Here is a 19,100-nt window from a genome sequence, read left to right as displayed (position 1 = left end):
GACCATCAATAAATCTCGTCAACAATAATAAAATTTCTCATCAATCAAGTCAACAAATCTACATAAAATACAAAAATTCCAAATAAATACCCACAAACAAATCAATAACATACAACTTGAACGAAGTGCCACGATTTTTATCTAAAATCAAAATTATCATTAAAAATCAATTAGATAAAATCCATATAAGCATTTTTACAACAAAGCAAGACAGCAGAAATTCATGAACAATTCAAATGTTAGACAATTTTACCAATCAATTAGCAATGAAAATCAATCAAGCAAAATTACTGATTGTATTATCCAAGAAAAACAAAAGCCCGCCTTCTGGCGGGCCTTGTCTTTTTCAGGGCAGCCACGCCCTCACCCACGCATCCAGCCGGTCGCCTTGCAACAGCCAGCGTTCACGCACCGCTGCCTGCAGCGCGTCGCCCTGGCGGGCGGTGGCGTCGAGGTCGGCGAGGTGGGCGCGAATCGCGTCTATCCAGTCTTTGTGCTTGTTGCGGACACGAGTAACCGGCAAGTCGCCCTGGTAAGGGGCGATGTCGGTGCAGATCACCGGAAATCCGCAGGCGCCGTATTCGAGCAGGCGCAGATTGCTCTTGCAGCGGTTGAACAGGTTGTTCTCAAGCGGGGCCAGCGCCAGATCCAGGTTCAGGCTGGCCAGCTTGGCCGGGTACTGCTCGATGGGCACGCCGCCGTGAAATTCACGGATGTAGGGCTTGAGCTTATCGGGGCACATGCCCATGAACACCCAGTCCACTTCAAACGCCAGCTCCTTGACGATATCGGCTATCAATTCCAGATCGCCAGTATGGCTGGCGCCGCCAGCCCAGCCGACCCGTGGCCGGGCCGAAGTCCGGCGCTGGCCTTGCAACTGTCCCCATAGCTTGGGCGGCAGGCTGTTGTGCACCACCACGGTGTTGCGGTGATAGTCGCTGAAGGCTTCGGCCAGCGCCTCGGTCGAGACGACGAAGCGGTCGCACAGATCCAGCCCGCGCCGCAGTGAACGGATCACGTCCTTGGGCATATCTTTGCGGTGGGCGCTTTTCAGCGGCAGATTGGGCAGGTAGTCGTCCAGTTCGTAAACGATGAAGGTATTCAGGCAATCGCGATGGTTGCGCAGTACCTCGATCTGCGGCGCGGTGATCTGCCGCTGCACCAGCAGGGTATCGGGCTTGAGCCGGGCCGCTTCGGCGGTCTGGAACAGCTCGAAGCTGGCGTAGCCTTCGATCTTCAGCGCCTCGTTCAGATGATGCAGGGGGTGGATGATGCGGTAGTGGCCGCAGCCCATGGCATCGGCAGGATGCGCCAGCACCACCGGCAAGGGTCGCCAGCTGGCCGGTCGCCACATCAGCGGCGGCCGGGTTTCGTATTCCCAGGCGCGTGCCCGCAAGGTGAGGTTGGGGTTATGGGCCGGATCACGGGCAATCTGCGGCAGCCATTTGCGGTAGAGGCGCACCTGCTCGTCGCGGAAGCGCTTCTGCTTGGTTTCCTGCGTCAGTACTTCCACTTTGCGGTTCTTCTGGCTGGCCGAACCTTCGTGCATCAAGGTCGCGTAAGGCGTCCATACCACCAGATAACCCAGCTGACGCACTTTCAGGCAAAGGTCGATATCGTTGTACGACACTTCAAACGCCGTCTCGTCGAGCCCACCGACTTCTTCATACACGCTGCGCCGTACCAGCAGGCAGGCGCCGGTAACGGCCGAGAAGTCCTGATCCAGGTGCAGGCGCCCCAGATAGCCGGGTTCCTGATGCGACGCTCCGAGGCCCGGATGTTCGGCCGGCCCCAGCATGCCCAGCACCACGCCCGCATGCTGGATGGTGCCGTCCGGGAACAGCAGACGGGCGCCGGTAATGCCGACTTCGGGCCGCTGGGCGTGCTCCATCAGCATATCCAGCCATTCTGGCTGCAGGATGGCGGTATCGTTGTTCAGCAGCAGCAGGTAGTCACCACGCGCTGTCTGCGCGGCCAGATTGTTCATGGCCGAATAATTGAACGGGTGCGGATAACGCAGCACCTTCAGACGGTCCTCTCCCGACGCTGCCAGTACCGATAGATAGTGCTGCGCTTCGGGGGTGCGGCTGTCGTTGTCCACGACGATGATTTCGTAATGGGGATACGCGGTTTTTTCGAGCAGGGTTTCGATGCAACGGCGCAGAAAATCGAGCTGGTCGCGTGTCGGAATAATGATGCTGACCAGGGGTTTCTGCGGATGCCAGTAACGTACCCGCCAGCCCAGCGGAAAATAGGCGGGGCCGACTTCAGCCATGACGCCCAGTCGATGCAGATGCCGTTCAACAGCGGCGATCTGGTCAGCGCGCAGATCGGCCACCTGCGCCAGATCTTCAGCGCCATGACCGCCCTTATGATAGAGCACCTCGGCAACATGGCCGATGGCCGGCGCCCCGCAGTGCTCGAAGCAGCGCAACACAAAGTCATAGTGCCAACCCAGCCCGGCCTGCGGATCGAACCCACCCAGCTCGCGCAGCAGCCCCTGCCGTACCAGCACCAGGCCACCGATATAAGGCAGGGAGCGCAGGTAGTCGAGGTTGAAATCCGGTTTGAACAGCGGAAACCCGTATTGCTTGTCGCCCGTCACCCGATCTTCATCGCTGTACAGCAAGTGCCAGCCGGGGTTTTCGAGGGCTGACTCCAGTAGCTGCAAAAAGGTATGGGGAAGCACTTCATCGCCGGCATCCACCACCGCTATCCAATCAGCGGTGCTTTCGCAGGCCAGCTCGCTCAGCCTTGCCGTGCCCTGGGCAGATTCGACATGCTGCCAACTGATCCGCTCCCCCAGCGGAACGCCGCGTGGCGGGGCAAAATCGGCCAGGACCGTCAGGGTCACATTGTGGTAGAGCTGGGTCGCCAACGAGCCAATGGTACGGACCAGTGGCGCGTCTTCCTGACTCGCGCAGCGCACCAGTACGTGTACATGCGGCGCAACCGGCCAGCTGGCCATGCGCTGGTCAAACAGACGCGCCCGGTTCATGTCGAGCTGATGCAGGTTCAGCCACTGCCGGTAAGGATCGGCCTCGCGTGCATTCTGGCTGGTGCCGGTCGGTTGTGGAGCCGTTTGCGGCAGCTCCTCGGCGGGCAGGGGTTCTGCCAGGGTCAGAAACTGGAGCGTGCAAAGCTCGACCAGTTCATCCTGCGTCACATCGTTGAGCGTCATGCGGTCAAGCTTGATCTGCAGGTTGGGCTTGCCCTGATTCTGCTGATAGAAATTGTAGAGCCGGCCATCGGGACGATGACGCATCTCGGTAATCCGGTAGCCGGTTTCGGCAAAGAAGCGCTCGACCTCCGCTTTGGTAAAGAAACGAATGTGCGTGACGTCGAGCAGCCCCTCGGCCTCGTAGCGCCAGTTGCCTTTGGACAGGCTGTCGATAATGGTGAGGTTGCGGGTATTGGGAATACTGGCCAATACCTTGCCGCCCGGCTTCAGATAGCGGCGTAGCTCCACCAGCACCCGCCAGGGGTTGTACATATGCTCCAGCACATCGGCGACGATCACCAGATCGACCGTCCCCTCGCTCAACCCCTCGCGCGCCAGGTCGAAGTCTTCAAACCGGCCACACAACACCCGGTCGATGCGGGATGCTGCCAGCTCAGCCGCCTGCCGGTTGGCTTCGATGCCATACACCACCGCCTGCGGATAGCGCCGCTTGATTTCGGCACCGGTGGCACCAGTGCCACAGCCAATCTCCACCACCAGCGTCGGTTCTTCCTGCAGCAGGGCAATCAGCTCGACCCGTGCCGTATCGTGATAATGGCCAATGTCGGTATCGGAGAATTCCAGATGGCTCTGCCAGACGAAACGATGCTGCGATACCGCCGCCAACTCCGACATCAGCGCCGCCACCCGCTCGGTGGCTCGACCATCGTGCCCGGCATTAAAATACGGCAACTGGCGGCTGGCCGCATCCACCACCGCCTTGGCAAACGCCTTGTCAGTCAGCACCCGACCCATCGCCGCCGCCAGTTCATCGGCAGCCACCTCGATCACGCCTGAATAGGCGCCAAACGATGGTCCCATACGCAGGCCGGAGTCGTTCATCAGATTGATGGCTGGCACCCCGGCGCTCATCGCCTCGACCGTCAGATTGGAATCGACCGATACCACAGCATCGGCCGCCACCAGCCAGCGGTCGGGGGTATCGCTGGCATAACGCACCCCACGTCGATCGACCCCACACCCTTCCAGCACCCGCTCGAATTCGTTCGCGCCGTAGCTTTGGTTGGAGGGCCGGTCTTTGACCACTGCCGTGAAGCGCACGCCCTGCTGTTGGAGCTGCGCCACGCTCGACAAAAACGTGCGCAGGGTCGAAGCAAAGGCATGTCCATCGACCAAGGCCGAGAAATTGGCGGCCCAGGTGGTGCCGAACACCAGCAACGGCAGCGTGCCGTCGAAGCCGTATTGCTCAGCCAGCTGGCGCCGCAGCAGTACCCTTTCACGGCGCAAGGCCGGGTAGTGATCCCAGGCCGGGTTGCCCGTCACCCGCAGTCGCTCGCGGGCGAAGCCGGCGTCCAGATAGCCTTCGCCTCCCCGCTCGCCAATCAGCGCGATCAGATCGGCATTGAGCTGGCGGTGAACGGTATACGGGTCAGCCAACGCCAGCGCGTGCGCCAGGTGCAGACTGGGCACCCGGTTGGCGCCTGCCCACAGCACCACGGCTTTTGAAAGTTCGGTGTAGTCCTCGTTGACAGCCACCAGTCGCAGGTCATAAGCCTGCCGGGCCAGCGCCAGCGCTTCCAGAATGGCGGCGACAGCCGGCCAGGTTTTTTCGGCCAGTTCGCCAATCACCCGGCAGAAGGTGCTGCCATCCAGGCTGAAATGGGTGGCGTGTTCACCAATGGCTGCTGCGTTCTGCTGCATCCGCTGCAGCCCGGCCATCACCGCTTCGGCAGCGCGTTGCTGGGCCGCTTCGTCGAGCAGGCCATCCAAGGCCACCAGCTTGACGCCCCCCGCCACCAGACGCTGGCAAGCCGCAGCTGACAGGCCCCGCGACAGAATCAGGATATGGACTTCAGGGTGGCGACGGGCAAAGGCTTCCAGCACGCCCAGATTTTTTTCCCACAACAGCGAAACAATGGCGGCTGGTTTCATGCTTGCCCTTCGTCAAACAGACCATAACAGGTGGAAAGAAGTCGTTTCATCAACGGGTATTCGAGGGTGGCTGGCAGCGAAACCCCATGACACTGGGCGGGCTCGGCCATGACATCCGCCCAATTGCGGGCCAGATGCCAGCCAGCATCGTCGTAAGCATCCTGCAGTGCCCAGGTATCAAAGCGATAGCTCCAGGGCTGCGGAATGGCCAGGGCCATGTCGATATGGGTATCGCCGCCCAGCGAGCGGAAGATTTCGTATAGCAGCACCAGATTGCGTGGATGGCTGAAGTGCCGTTCCCACAACGCCGCCCGCTGTTCGGCACTGCTCGGCAGGCGTTCAAAGTAGCTCTCCAGATGCAGGCGATCGCCTTCTCGCTGGTTCAACTCGGTGTGGCGTGCCAGCAGCTCGGCATTGCCAGCCGGGTCCGGCTGGTTTTCCAGCACCACCATCAGACGGCCGCAGATGGCGCTACCCAGATGCTCGACAAAGGTCTGTTCCAGAAAACAGGCAAACTCCATCAGCCGCTGGTCGAGGGTGATCCACGACAACAGCCGCTTCCAGCGGAAACTGCTTTCCAGCTTGGTCAGCCAGTAATTCGGGTTGCCTCCACCCAGAAACGCGCCATAAGGCGCTACCGCCACCACCTTCAGCCCGACCGAGTTGGCAAAGGCCACAATCTGCGCGACGCCAGCGGTTGATTTGTATTCGGCAAATTCAGCCGACGTTTCACCAGGCCGGGTCAGCCGCTGCAGCTGCTCGCCCTCCCCCAGCGCCGCCAGCAGATGATCGAAGGAGTGAATGTCGAAGATGATGCGCCCCCCCGGCTTGAGCACCCGTTTCCACTCCACCAGCACCTCTCGCCAGTTAGGAAAATGCACCAGCACGTTCAGCGAGATGACGTTATCGAAGCGGCCATCGCCATACGGTACCGCACCGATATCCCCCACTTTCAACTCGATGGGCAGATCACCAGCCTGACGCCGGGTTTCGTCGAGCATGGCTTGCGAGCTATCAATACCGCTAACGGCATAGCCCGACTTCAGCAGCGGCAGCGAGGCGCGCCCTGTGCCGATGCCGACATCCAGCACTGAATGGCCACGCAGATGCCGGGCAATCAGCTCCAGCTCCAGCCGGTTCTTCAGCTGGTTGGTATCGAGGTTCTGCTCCATCCGCTGCGCATACCAGGCCACCATATTCGGGTCTTGCCAGGCATGGGTTTTCCAGTCGATCAGGCCGGTCTGGCTCATGGTGAGATTCCCTAGAAAAAGTCTTCTATGTTCCGTGAACGGTAAGGTGTGGGCATTTCATCAGTGGACCTCAGGCCGTCTGGGCCTCACCCCAGCAATTCCCAGCCCAGGGCCGTGCCGCGTTTAACATCCCGGTTCACCCGCTTGCCCAGTACCTGATCCAGATACTTGGGCGGCAGGCCCAAACCGGGGCGAATGGCACGAACCGACTCGTTGGTCAGCATGTCGCCGGCTTTCAGGTCGCGCACCACATACAGCGAGCGCCGGTAAGCGAGCGATGGGCGCTCCGAAGCAGTGGGGCCATACGACACCCGCCCCAACGCCTGCCAGGCTCGCTCCGTTTCGATAACCAGACTCGCCAGTTCGGCCGGCTCCAGCGAAAACGCCGAATCGACACCCCCATCGGCCCGGCTCAGCGTGAAATGCTTCTCGATGACCGTTGCCCCCAGCGCCACGGCGGCCACCGACACCCCGACCCCCATGGTGTGGTCGGACAGCCCCACCTCGCAGCCGAACAACTCGCGCAGATGCGGAATGGTGCGAATATTGGTATTGATCGGGCTGGCCGGATAAGTGCTTGTACATTTGAGCAGCACCAGCTCGCCACAGCCGGCGGCCCGCGCTGCCTGCACGGTCTCGTCCAGCTCGGCCAGGGTGGCCATACCGGTCGAGATGATCATCGGCTTGCCGGTGGCCGCTACCCGCCTGATCAAGGGCAGATCGGCGTTCTCAAACGAGGCGATCTTGTAGGCGGGCACATTCAGCGATTCGAGAAAATCGACGGCGGTTTCGTCAAACGGCGTGGAAAAGCACAGCATGCCCAGCGCCTGTGCCCGCTGCATGATCGGCGCATGCCAGTCCCACGGGGTGTAAGCCTCGGCATACAGCTTGTACAAAGACTTGCCGCCCCATAGTGCATCGTCGCTGGCCACCCGGAATTCGGCTTCATCCAGATCCAGCGTCATGGTGTCGGGCGTATACGTCTGCAACTTGAGCGCATGTGCCCCCGCCTTGGCCGCCGCCTCGACAATCGCCAGCGCCCGCTCCAGCGACTGATTATGGTTACCCGACATCTCGGCGATGATGAAGGGCGGCTGATCCGGCCCGATGGGGCGATGGGCGATGGCAAACGACATGGTTTTATCCTCTTGAGTGACCGCTTGGCCACCTTGGCTTATCTCAACACCGCAGCATCAAATACCCTGACCACTTCACGGCCGGCGGGTATGGGCTGGTAATCCTTACCGAGCTGACCGTCGGCATCATCCAGCCACCATTGCACATCGCAAAAGCCCAGCAGATGGCGCATGAGGGCGGTGGAAGAGATACGCGGGTTGATTTCGAACACTTTGGGGCCGGCGTCGGTGCGGCGTAGTTGCACATTGCAACAACCGCGAATATCGAGTTTCTCGGCGATTTCACCGCACAGCGCCTCGACCGCCGGGTCGTGGATGGTTTCGGCCCAGCCCGTGAGGCCGCCAATCAACCGTCGCTGTAGCTGCAATACCCTCACTTCACCGCTACGGGCGCGGAAAATCGCGCAGGTTACTTCCCGCTCGGCCGGCTCCAACAACTGCTGAAACACCGCGTCGGGCGATTTACGAACGTGGTAGGCCGCGTCGCTGGCATCCTCGATCTTGAATACCCCACGCGAACCTGAACCACGCCGGGGCTTGAGCATGCAGGGGTATTCGAGGGCGCCTTCGGCGACCGGTACGGTCCAGGGCATGTCGATACCGAGAGCCAGCAGCTGGCGCGTGGTGTCGAGCTTATCGACGCCGGCACGAATCGCCGCGGCCCCGCACAGAAACCACTGCACACCCTCCGGCAAGGTGGGTAGCCCGGCCAGAAAATTCAGCTCCGGCTCGGTCATTGGCAACACATGGCTCACCGCCTGCTCAGCCAGCAAGGCGCGCAAGGCCGGCAAGTAGTCGGGTGCGGTAGCAGGTGGCAGGCAATAGCAGGCATCAACAAATAATCGCCCCGCGTGCCGCTCGTGCAGATCACTGCCGATGATCCGTGCATGGGGCCGCACCTCGCGCACAATACGCGCGGTGTTCTGGGCAATATCGCCGCCAATGCCAGTGATCAGATAGCAGGTTTGGATCATGGCTCAGGTGCACTCCGTCAACGTGCGGGTATCCAGCCACCACCAACGGCCGCTGACATTGGCAAACAGGGTCTTCTGAACGGCGTCTACATCCCCAACAATGACTGTCACGGCAACCTGTCGCCACAAAGACAGGTCGGGAATGCGGTCCTGATTCAGATCGACATCGAACACTTCTACATAACCGCTTTCCTGCTTGATCTTGCGCCGGGTGATCTGGGCTTTCTTGCTGAATTCGAACAATTTGGGGGAAACAAACCAGAGCAAGGGCACCTTGCCCTTGCTATCGTACTCAGGCTCTTTGCCAGCCAACGATTCGCCATAGCGGGGCAAATCGACACATGCCCGCTCAACCCCCCTAGTGATTTCATCCTGTGGTTCGAAGCGATGCCGGGTTACGGTGCCATCCGGCCATATCCGGTATTCATGTACCGACGCATCCAGGCCGAATTTCACGCTACCAACGTCCCAGCCCCCGCTGTAGCGCGCATCCACTTCCAGCCAGTAGGCATTCAGATAGCGCGGTGCCGTCACAGACTTGATTCGCGCCGGGAGGCTAAACCAGCCGCTGCACTGCTGGACCGAAAACGAGGGCGGTGCCAGGTCGCGCTCACCGGCAAACACCGACTTTCCAGCCAAGATGGCCAGTTTATAGTTCACCGACGGGTAACTGACCTCCCATGGCTGCCGCCGCTTGTCAGCTTCGGCTTGTTGCGCCATGAACGTCTCGAACGGCACCGGGGCGCCCTCCGCTTTCACTGGGAATACCCGCCCCTTTTTCAGCAAGTCTTTCATGGCTTCGAATTCAGGAATGGCAAATCGCACTAGCGGCGTGGGCTTGTCCCTGTATTTGCCTGCGCTGACATCCGCTTTATCCTGCTCGCTACCGTATTGCAAAGGCCGCTCTTTGGCCTGTTGCTTCGGGCTCAGCATTTTTCCCCAGAACCACTCGCCCGCATCAAACAGGCGCTCTACCGTCGGGTCGAGCCAGAAAGCCTTGGTCGGGTCTGCCTTCGGGTTATCCGTACCGTCGGCCAGGTGGGCATCCACTTCCTCCAACCGCGTCTTGTGCTCTGACAGCAATCGGCAGGCAATAAAACCTTGCCTGCCCTCGGCCGACACTTCGCAGAATCGCCCTTGCTCCGACAACAGCGTCACCGGGGTATTGATCACCCACTGCCCAAGCACCTTGGCACTGTCAGAGGGCGCCTCGCGCAGATTGACCCACGAACCGGCGATGAACCGGGCGTCCGCCGCGTAACCCGGCACCCAATGACCCATTGCGAGGCAAACCAGCGCCCCCATCAGTTGGCGTTGATTCAGGTGCATATCGACTCCCTCTCGCCGCTGATCAAGGTCCACACGCCGCCGATATTGGCGAGCAGAATGTGCGCCGACAGACGAAGCCCGTCACTATCCATCACCTGCCACAGCGCAAGATCCGGCACCTTGTCGCCATTCAGGTCAATATCACGGATCTCCAGCCGGTTCACCGAATCATGCTTGGGAAACTTGAGGGTACGGCTAACAACGGTTGCCTTCTTATGGGGTAAGGCGGCGGCGGTATAAAACCACGTCAGGGGCTTGCTGACCTTGGCGTAGCCGGGCATCAGCTGCTTGCCTTGCGGCTCAATAAACCCGTCAAAACAATCCGTTCCAACAAAGTTTGGCTCCCACTTGTCGGTGACCATCCACTCATAAACTCCTACCTCCCCCTTGCTACCAATGCGGTGCTCGTAAACCGGGTGATCCAGACGCAGCTCAAAGCTACCGAGATCCCAGGCTCCGGAGTAGTGTGGGTCAATTTCACGATAGTCCGTCCATTCCCAACGCGGCCCGGCCAGTGGTTTGAGCGTTTCCTTGAACTGGAACAGCGCACTCAGCGCCTCGATACCTACGCCAGGCGGTGCCAGATCCGCATCGCGCTTGAACAGCGAAGGGCTGATCGCCGTGGGCTTGGCCAGCGCAATCAAACCATCGAGCAGACTGGCCGCCTCGCCCATGCTCCCCAAGCGATCCGCCTTATGCGCGGCCTCGGCGTCCGGCCAGCGGACGTAAACCGGCTTTTTCTCCGGTGCCACCACAATGCCCGCCTTGAGCAAAGCCTTCATCGCGTCGAATTCGGGAATCGGATACCGCACCAGAGGGGGTACCTTGTCCGTTTCCGGGTGGATCTCGGGTATTGGCTTGCCCAGACGGCTGGCATAACGGACCGGGGCTTCTTTCAGCTTTTGCGCGGGCGTGAGCATGCTTTCCCAAAAGCTCTCGCCGGCAGCAACCAGACGCGCAGCCGAGGGTGCCAGCCAGAACAGCCGGGGCGCCGAATAGCGCACATTCTCACTACCGCCGGGCAGGTAGCGTTCAAATTCGGCTATGGTCAGTTTCTTTTCAGAAAGAAGCCTGCAGGGCACAAACCCGCGCTTGTCCTGCCAGCTGATTTCGCAGCTCTTGTTCTGCTCGCCCAGCAGGGCGACTTCGGTATTGATGGTGAGTTGGGTGATCACCGCCGCGTTTTGCCCGGCATCGGCCCGCAGGTTGACCCATGAGCCCTGAATGAAACGTAGGCGCGCCACATCGGCCGCCAGCGCCGGCCCAACGGTAAGCAGTGACAGGGTCAGAACAGTCCATCGACAAAACATAAATGCCTACAATCCAGAGTCAAATCGCCATTGTGCAATATCGCGAAATTGCGCGCGCAACGCCTTGCAAAGCCATCATCCCAAGCGCTTAACGACACAATACCTGCCCAAGGTAAGGAATATCGGGATGCCGCCGCTCGGCTTCGCGCGCGACTGCCGCGTTATCGTAGGGCGTCAGTCGATGTTCGAGTGCCCCGCTATCGCTATCGAACAACGCCCACTGTGCGCCCGGCCGTCGATCCCGTGGCTGACCGACCGACCCAGGATTCACCACCCGGCAACGCCCGATGGTCTTGCACAGTGGATAGTGCGTATGGCCGTAGATCACCAGATCCGCCCCGGCGACCGCCATGCGTTCAAAAGTGAAATCGGGAGAATCCGGGTAAACGTATTCTTCGGTGTCATCCGGCGTGCCGTGGCATAGCAAGGCCCGCCAACGCCCCCACTGCACCCAGCACTGCACCGGCAGCTCGTCCAGCCATTGCTGGCGACTCGCATCCAGTTCGGACTGGGCAATGGCGATGCCGCTGCCATAGCGGGCCAGAATGCGATCGGCCAGCACGGGGTCGTGGCGACTTGCACGCAACATGTCTTCATGGTTGCCACGCACGGCATCGAACGGCCACGCCGTAAGCAGCTGCCAGGTTTCCTGTGGCCAGAAGTAATAGCCGACACTATCGCCCGCTACGGCCAGTCGCTCGACCCCGCAACGGGTTGCCTCGGCAAGGACGGCGCGCAAGGCTGGGGCATTGGCGTGAATATCGGCAAGCAGCGCAATCTTCATACGGCGCTCCCCACCGGGGAAAGCACTGAAAAGCCAGCTGGATGATTTTGAAAACCAGACAAATAGCCGCTGGGTCGCCCAAAGCGACCAAGTAGACGGGACAACGGGGTTCGCCGGTGAACCACCATGGATCTGAATTACCCTCGATTGAGCAGCCCGAAAAATCATTACAGTTCAGATGCTTGACACAGCATTGACCCCATATGATTCATCGAATTGCCGGATTATTTATGCGTGCGAAATTAGCACTTATAAAGGTTTATAGCCGATTACGCCGACAACGCAAGTTTCAGGCATAAACCGTGCCTGTTTGTTTAAATCCCCACTGCCCAGCCAACCAATATCCATTTGATTATTTCTTTTTAAATCAGCCACTCATCTGCTTATTTGGCTCAGATTAAGCCCTGGCGCCCCCTCAGAAAAACAGGGAGGCGTAGCCAATCAAAGGCTATTCCAATATGCTGCGCGGCATGAATCAAACAACAATAAAAAATCGTCAAATCCGCGCACAATTCAACTCGGACACCATTCGTGTCTATCAGGCCTACTCTTCCCTGATTGCCCTTTCTGCTTTGCACCACGGCCGGTTTGTATCGCCCCCATTCAAAATGGAGCGAATGACTTGGATAAAGCCTTCATTCTTATGGATGATGTATCGCACTGGCTGGGGGCATAAAGATGATGGTCAAAAAACGATTCTGGCGATTGATATCCGTCGTGAAGGCTTCGAGTGGGCACTGGCCCATAGTTGTTTGAGCCATCCACCCGCCGGCGTTAGCGCTGAAGAATGGGCCACCCTCAAGGCTGATAACCCGGTTCGTATTCAGTGGGATCCTGAGCGCGATTTACATTTGCAGCCGCTCGATTATCGCGCCATTCAAGTAGGTCTGAGTGGGGAAGCGGTTTCGCTTTATACCGGACAATGGATACAGCAAATTACCGATATCAGTGAACAGGCACTCGCTATCGAATCGCTGGTAAAACAAGGAAAACTTACTGAAGCAAAAGCACTTTTGCCGGTGGAACACGAATATCCCGTCCACGCCGAAATCGCTCGACGGCTGGAGATGACGTGAATTCAGAGGTCCGCCCCCGCAAGACAGTCTGAAAGTGCCATTCAAATATAAAAGCGGCTGATTTCCAGCCGCCGGCATCCTGCCATTTCAGTCATTTTTCAAAAACGGCTGGCGCTTTTGAACGGGGCTTCAAATACCCCGGTCAACCAATCCCGTTCAACGTCGATCCCGCTCAACGTCGATCCAGCTGCCAAAGCGCATCCGCATCGGCATCTTGAGCTGCGACCTGCCCGCTGGGTACGTTGCCATCCTGTCGCCAGTAGAGGTCCGGGCGGGCAGGAAGCAGGTCGCCGACGCCTTCGGTCTGGCGCAAGCGGGCGAAGTCGGCCGGATTGATGCCCAACTCAATCGGCACCTGCTGCAAATTGCCCTGGGTTTTGCTGGCGACCACCGCAGCCAATTGCCCGGCAGGGAGTGAAGTCTCCCCGAGTACTTCCTGCAAACTCTCCAGCGCAATCTGGTAAGCCCGCCACTGCAGACCGCTCAGACCCTGCTCAACCGAAGCCGCCAACTGACCGGCCAGCTGCCGCACCGCTTCAAGCTCTCGCGCAAAGTGTTGCTGCGCTTCGCGGTAGCCAGCCTCCCGGCCCTCGCGCAGGCCACGCCGCAGACCCAGTTCACGCGCAGCAACGGCCTCAGCCTGAAACTGCTGCATGATTTCTGCCCGCACTTGATCAATCAGGGTCTGGGTATCCGGCAAAGCCGTCGCGAGGGGGGGCGTTGCCGGGTCTGCCGCTGCAGGAGCACCTGCCGGAACGGCTCGTTTGCGCCTGGGCAACAGCAGCTTTTTCTGTTCCGCCACTTCAGCGGTCTTGATCAGGGAACTCATGGTGTCTCGCTCACTTTGGCCCTTTGCAATCAGTGGGCCAGCTTTCATTTGATTCTTATGGCATTCACTTACCGCAAATCCGGGATGTTCATCCCATCATAGTGCGCCGGCAGCGTCGATTCCGCGACACAGCTGGTCTACCCGTTTGAGCAAACTTGGCAGGCGGTGTCGGCCATGCATACGGGCGACAGCGGCTTTGGCCTGTTCCAGCTCGATGCCAGCCGCTGAAATAAACAGCGGCTTCTCGCTCTTGCCTCGATATAGCGCAGCGTTATCGGGGGTATCGGCAAAACGGGTCTTGGCCACACCCAGCACCGGCGTCTGCCCCTGCAGGGCATGCCACAGATGCCGCCCCAGTCCGGGCAGCTGCTCCCCCCCGAGATCGACATAACCATCGACCACCACACAGCTGATCGGCTGGGGAGCCTGGCTGATCAGCTGCATCAGGCATGGCAGCTCACGCTGATAGAACTGGCCGGGAATATAGTCCGCAACCGTATCGATTCGCACCGTCCAGCATGCGGCTGGAACGGCCTCGTCCCATCGGGCAAACAGCACGGCTGCGGCAATGGCATGGTCGGCAAGGTAATGAACATCGGTAGCAAGAATCATAAATTAGGCTCTGTTGTTATTTTGTTTCCGGTCGCGCCATGCCCCAAAGTTCAGCCCGGCGCGACCGGAAACAAAATGTCATCAAGGCCGAGGCAAGACGAGGGGGTTGGAGGCTCCCGCAAACCGGGCAGGCCGAAATATACCTGCCGGCAAGGCTTGCAGATCAGGCTGAAGCCACCAAATTACAAGGCTTCCGGGGCTGTGCCTATCAGCATTGGTCTGTTCTGTTGCTAAACCAGGCTGGATGCCTTTGTTAGACTGCTTTCCAGCGATGGCGAGCCGTAAATCGGCGGGAAAGCCGGCACAGACCGCAAGCCGCCAGACTGTTGCCGCCCCTTTCGCCTGTTTGTTGACCTCTACCGAATTCCTGCAAGGACCTGACCATGGCACGAGCCCCTTTCAGTACCGATCTACACCCTCTGCGCCAGTTCCTGCCCAGCTTGCTGCCGGTGCTGGAAGCCCAGCCCGGCTGGTATGGCTCCGTTTATCTCGAACGCAAGACCAAGCTTACCCATACCGTGAACCTGCGCCAGTCGAACATCAACGATGAGGTGTCCTTGGGTGTGGTATTGCGCATCTATGATGGTTACACCCTGTTCGAACAGTCCAGCGACCAGCTCGAACCCGAAGCCCTGCTGCAGCTGGCGCAGCGCTTTGCCGGCCGTGTCGCTGCGACGCCCCCCGCAGCAGGCGCCATCGCCCGGCCCTATGCACCGGTCAGCTGGTCTGAGCGCCTGCAGCTTCCGCTGGATGACGAAATCCGCGTTCAGATTCCCGCTGATGCAAACGCCGCCACCGAAGTCCATTTTGGCATCCGCTGCGAGCAAGACCCGACCCGACTCAGCAACGAGGCCATCCTGGGCCGACTGAAAGCCATCGTTGAACGCACCAAAGCCCTGGCCCCGGATGCCGGCCTGGCCGAAGGCGACCTGAGCTTCGTGCAGGCACAACAGCGCTACGCGATTGAGGACGCGCTGTTTATTGATCGCGCCGTCAATATGTCTCAGACGCTGTACCGGATCGCCACCGTGCTGGTGACCATGTCCGGCCCGCATCGCGCGCACAGCGTCGTGGGTGGCTTGGGCGGCCAGGAAGTCACGGCCGGGCTGGAAGACAAGATTGCCGGCACGTTGGCCGATCTGGCTGCCGTACGCCAAGCCGAGTTGCTGACGCCCGGCCAGTACCGCGTGCTGATTGGACCCAGCATCGCCGGTGTACTGGCGCACGAGGCCTTTGGTCATTCGCAGGAAGGCGACACCTGTGCCCGTGGCCGCAGCAAGGCATGGGATCTCTTCCAGTCAGGCGAGATTGTCGGCAACCAGCACGCCACCATCCTCAACAACCCGGCCATCTTCAAGAACGGCGATGAGGACTTCGCGGCCTGGGGCAGCTACTTCTTTGATGAAGAAGGCTGGCTGGCACAGGAGCAGGTCTTGCTGGAAGCCGGCCAGTTGCGTGCTCCCATGACCAACCTGACTTCAGCCTTGCGTCTTGGCGTGCCGCGCAGCGCCAACGGCAAGCGCGAAAGCTGGGCCAATGGTGTGTACACCCGCCAGACCAACACGTACTTCAGCGCAGGCGACGCCACGCTGGCCGAATTGATGCAGCAATTGGGTGATGGCTTTGTTGCCACGCAGCCGGCGGGCGGCATGGAAGATCCGAAAGGCATGGGTATCCAGGTGGGCATTCAGTTCCTGCAGGAAGTCCGCGATGGCAAGTTCACCGGCCGGGTATTCCGGGGGCCGGCGGGTGGTGATGTCCAGCTCACTGGCTACACGCCAGACCTGCTCAACGCCATCGTTGCCAAGTCGAAGATCGAGTACACCCGCAGCGACGCTGACGAGGCCGTTCACCCGCAGAACAAGGTGGGTGGTTGTGGCAAATATCATAAAGAGATCGTGCATGCCGGCAGCGGTGGCCCCTACATGCTGCTTGCCCAGGCAACGCTAGGCTGATTTTCCGTGCGCGGCTTTCCTGCCGCGTGCCTGCACGATCTTGCAGTCCGGCTGCCGGCAACATCCGGCAACCGGCACCAGAACCTTTAAAGGCAAACCTTATGGCTCATCTCTGGACCCTCGACCAACTGAAATCCACGCTCGACAACCACCCGCAAGTCAAGGGCTGGATTGTGAACGAAGAAACCATCCAGCGCCGTGAGCGCTACTTTCTGGCTGAAAAAGGCGGCGCCCTTGTCATCGACCAGGACCGCGAAGTGGAAGTCAACAACCTCAGCGCCCGTCTGTTTGTAAAGCTCGACGACGCCAGTCGTCAGGGGGAAGTCAGCAAGAAGTTCTTCTACAGCCTGCCACTGGCGCCCCAGCTGGACAGCGCCATCGCCGCAGGCTTGCAGACCAGCCACCAGGCCTGGCCCCTGCCGACCGCAGCGACCGAGCTACCGAGCGTGCAAAGTGCTGATCCGGCCATCGTTGAAGATCTGGAAGGCAGTGTCAGCCGCCTGACGCAGGACATCGCCACCGCCGTGGCAACGCCACGCGACGCCCGCTTTGACTCTGCCGAGCTGTTCCTGTCGATTCACCGCCTGACCAAGCACCTGAGCAACGGGCTGATCCACCGCAGCCTCAGCACCCGCATTTATGTGGAAGCCGCTTATTCGTGCAGCAAGCAGCTGGCCGATGGCAGCGTATTCAGCGATGAATACCTCGACACCCGCTGGTCGGTACGGCTGGCCGATGTCGATGTGGCCGGTCTGTTTGAGCAAGCCGCCAACCATGCCCGCTACGCGGTGGAAGTCAGCAAGACCGAAGCCGGTCGCTACCCGGTGATCATCCACGCCGACGTGCTGGCGACGCTGTTCCACGACCAGATCAGCCAGCTCAGCGGCAGCAATGCCTACCATCAGCTGCCGTTCGTGGCGGTCGGCGATGCGCTGATCAAGTCAACCGAAGGCGATCTGATCTCGCTGGCGCTCGACCCACAGCAACCCTTTGGGGCCGATACCGTGGCGATATCCGGACAAGGGGTACCGCAGGCACTCTTGCCCCTGGTCGAACAGAATCGCGTCGTCGCCACCGCGGCCGATCAGCAGTTCGCGCACTATCTGAATCTGCCTGCGCCAACCACGGTGCGCGGTACAGTCACCGTCGCGGGCGGCCGCCACAGCTATGCATCGCTGACCAAAGCAGCACCGCAGGTGCTGGAGATCCTGCAGTTCTCCGGCCTGTTTACCGATGCCAACAGCGGTACATTCGGCAGTGAAATCCGCCTGGCCCGCCTGCACGACAATATCAATGGCACCGTGCGCTACCTGAAAGGTGGCTCGTTGGGTGGCGCCGTGCAGGAAAACTTCAAGGGGCTGAAGCTATCGGATGTCTGTGTGCGGCATAGCCATTTCGATGGCAACAACCCGGTCGGCCAGGCCTATTTCGGCCCCGAATGTGCCCTGCTGACCGAGGTTTCGGTCGCCGCCTGATCGCGTTTCAATCCTGAGTTCTGTTGACATAAGGTTTGCAGATCGCGTTTCGCTGGGCCGCTCCCGCTTTCGGGGCGGCCTTTTTTCTGGTCAGGCCACCACGAACTACGGGTTTACCTGACAAAACCCTGCTGCGCGCCGGAATACATGGGCGGTCTTGGTGGTCTCGGCACCACTCACAGGCAAGCCGGACGCTCCCTGCCATAGCGTAAACCACCGCTCCGCCAGAGCGCGGGTTACGGCATCGTCCGCCGGATCAACCTCATACCGGAACGACACCTCGATCAACCCCGGCTGGGTTTCCCGGCCGAAATACCAAATCGACAATTCGGTCTCGCTCCAGCGACTCCCCAGTTTGAATTGGGGCAGGGTAAACGTTTCCTCGCGAATATCTTCCTGAAGAATCGACTGAACTGCTTTACCCGTCGGCAATTTCAATCCAGCCAATGCCGGAAAATATTCGAGTAAATCAGCCACGGTTTTCAGTGGTGTTGCCACCGGTATTTTGCTGGAGAGAGAACGGGAAGATGTCACCTGCAGCGGGGGTGTCACATCCTCTTCCTCTTTCAGCTGCCAATGACGCGCCCAGTCTTCACTCCCCCTTCCGCGCAATTTCAGCGTCACAGCGCGTTTCTTTTCATCGCCGCGATCCCGCACGATCAAGCCAGCCTGTCGCAGCAGGCAGTCGCCGGGCGTATCGATAAAACGAACAGTCCGGCTTTTATCCCGCATCGATTTAACACGGCTGACTATCGACAGCTTTTCGCCAGCCAGATTCTGCAGAGTCCGTTCAACCTTCGCCGCGATATCCGCAGCCTGCTCCGATTTCAATGCGCCAGAATCAAGAATTAATTTGTATTCCCGACTGGCGGGCGCCGCCATAACCGGCGGTAATAAAAATGCCAGCACCACATAAGGCAAAATCCGCATAGTTTCTCCAATCCCTTCACACCCTGTCTTTCGAGAACGCAGCTGCTATAAAACATCGACACGCGCATTCGCATCCCTCTGCGCCATCCACCGAGCCTTGGCTCTGTTGACGTTTTATTTCCGGATCGCGTTTCGTCGGATTTGGGCCTGATGCAAGGCAAAAAGCGCGCCGCTTAGTGAACTAAGCAAGCGATTTTTAACGCGGCAGCAGGCCCAAACCCGGCGAAACCCTCCGGGCCGGGTCGATTTTTGGGGCATGGCGTCGTTAGCGTTCGCTTATTTAGCTCGCTAAACTGCGCTCACCCTGCCTAGCCCTGCCCCAAAACT

General features: G+C 59.6%; 13 protein-coding genes. 3 read left to right on the top strand and 10 right to left on the bottom strand.

Annotated features, from left to right (window positions below):
- Positions 1-346: 346 nt before the first annotated feature.
- The 7 genes from PZA18_RS20340 to PZA18_RS20310 all read right to left on the bottom strand — a co-directional run bounded on the left by PZA18_RS20340 (position 347) and on the right by PZA18_RS20310 (position 11,896).
- Positions 347-5,113, bottom strand: a complete 4,767-nt coding sequence (locus tag PZA18_RS20340; RefSeq protein ID WP_284102713.1) for a glycosyltransferase — start codon at positions 5,111-5,113, stop codon at positions 347-349.
- Positions 5,110-6,363 carry a class I SAM-dependent methyltransferase gene (locus tag PZA18_RS20335; RefSeq protein ID WP_284102712.1) on the bottom strand — a complete coding sequence of 418 codons (1,254 nt, stop codon included), beginning with the start codon at positions 6,361-6,363 and terminating at the stop codon, positions 5,110-5,112. Before PZA18_RS20335 ends, PZA18_RS20340 begins: the two co-directional genes overlap by 4 nt.
- Before the next feature lie 86 nt (positions 6,364-6,449).
- Positions 6,450-7,499, bottom strand: a complete 1,050-nt coding sequence (gene pseI / locus PZA18_RS20330; protein WP_284102711.1) for a pseudaminic acid synthase — start codon at positions 7,497-7,499, stop codon at positions 6,450-6,452.
- A 38-nt stretch (positions 7,500-7,537) separates the two neighbouring features.
- Positions 7,538-8,473 carry an ATP-grasp domain-containing protein gene (locus tag PZA18_RS20325; protein WP_284102710.1) on the bottom strand — a complete coding sequence of 312 codons (936 nt, stop codon included), beginning with the start codon at positions 8,471-8,473 and terminating at the stop codon, positions 7,538-7,540.
- A gap of 3 nt (positions 8,474-8,476) precedes the next feature.
- On the bottom strand, positions 8,477-9,802 hold the full coding sequence (locus PZA18_RS20320; protein ID WP_284102709.1) for an SH3 domain-containing protein: 1,326 nt from the start codon (positions 9,800-9,802) through the stop codon (positions 8,477-8,479).
- On the bottom strand, positions 9,793-11,112 hold the full coding sequence (locus tag PZA18_RS20315) for an SH3 domain-containing protein (RefSeq protein ID WP_284102708.1): 1,320 nt from the start codon (positions 11,110-11,112) through the stop codon (positions 9,793-9,795). Before PZA18_RS20315 ends, PZA18_RS20320 begins: the two co-directional genes overlap by 10 nt.
- Positions 11,113-11,200: 88 nt before the next feature.
- Positions 11,201-11,896, bottom strand: a complete 696-nt coding sequence (locus tag PZA18_RS20310) for a metallophosphoesterase family protein (RefSeq protein WP_284102707.1) — start codon at positions 11,894-11,896, stop codon at positions 11,201-11,203.
- Positions 11,897-12,354: 458 nt separating this feature from the next.
- Here PZA18_RS20310 and PZA18_RS20305 point away from each other — a divergent pair, with 458 nt between their 5' ends.
- Entirely contained in the window at positions 12,355-12,972 is a 618-nt protein-coding gene (locus PZA18_RS20305) for a DUF4291 domain-containing protein (protein ID WP_284102706.1), read from the top strand.
- A gap of 172 nt (positions 12,973-13,144) precedes the next feature.
- Here PZA18_RS20305 and PZA18_RS20300 read toward each other — a convergent pair whose 3' ends face one another.
- Both PZA18_RS20300 and PZA18_RS20295 read right to left on the bottom strand, forming a co-directional pair.
- Positions 13,145-13,801, bottom strand: a complete 657-nt coding sequence (locus PZA18_RS20300) for a FliH/SctL family protein (RefSeq protein WP_284102705.1) — start codon at positions 13,799-13,801, stop codon at positions 13,145-13,147.
- Between the two features lie 96 nt (positions 13,802-13,897).
- Complete coding sequence (locus tag PZA18_RS20295) at positions 13,898-14,413, bottom strand: endonuclease V (protein WP_284102704.1); 516 nt, start codon at positions 14,411-14,413, stop codon at positions 13,898-13,900.
- Positions 14,414-14,796: 383 nt separating this feature from the next.
- On the opposite strand from PZA18_RS20295, the gene PZA18_RS20290 reads away from it, so the two are divergent.
- Both PZA18_RS20290 and PZA18_RS20285 read left to right on the top strand, forming a co-directional pair.
- Complete coding sequence (locus PZA18_RS20290) at positions 14,797-16,368, top strand: TldD/PmbA family protein (protein WP_284102703.1); 1,572 nt, start codon at positions 14,797-14,799, stop codon at positions 16,366-16,368.
- Positions 16,369-16,469: 101 nt separating this feature from the next.
- Complete coding sequence (locus PZA18_RS20285; protein ID WP_284102702.1) at positions 16,470-17,843, top strand: metallopeptidase TldD-related protein; 1,374 nt, start codon at positions 16,470-16,472, stop codon at positions 17,841-17,843.
- A 105-nt stretch (positions 17,844-17,948) separates the two neighbouring features.
- On the opposite strand, the gene PZA18_RS20280 is transcribed toward PZA18_RS20285, so the two are convergent.
- Positions 17,949-18,773, bottom strand: a complete 825-nt coding sequence (locus PZA18_RS20280; RefSeq protein WP_284102701.1) for a hypothetical protein — start codon at positions 18,771-18,773, stop codon at positions 17,949-17,951.
- Between the last annotated feature and the right edge of the window lie 327 nt (positions 18,774-19,100).

The sequence above is a fragment of the Parachitinimonas caeni genome, assembly GCF_030129945.1.
Classification (GTDB): Bacteria; Pseudomonadota; Gammaproteobacteria; order Burkholderiales; family Chitinimonadaceae; genus Parachitinimonas; species Parachitinimonas caeni.
This window is presented reverse-complemented; position numbering and strand designations above follow the sequence as displayed.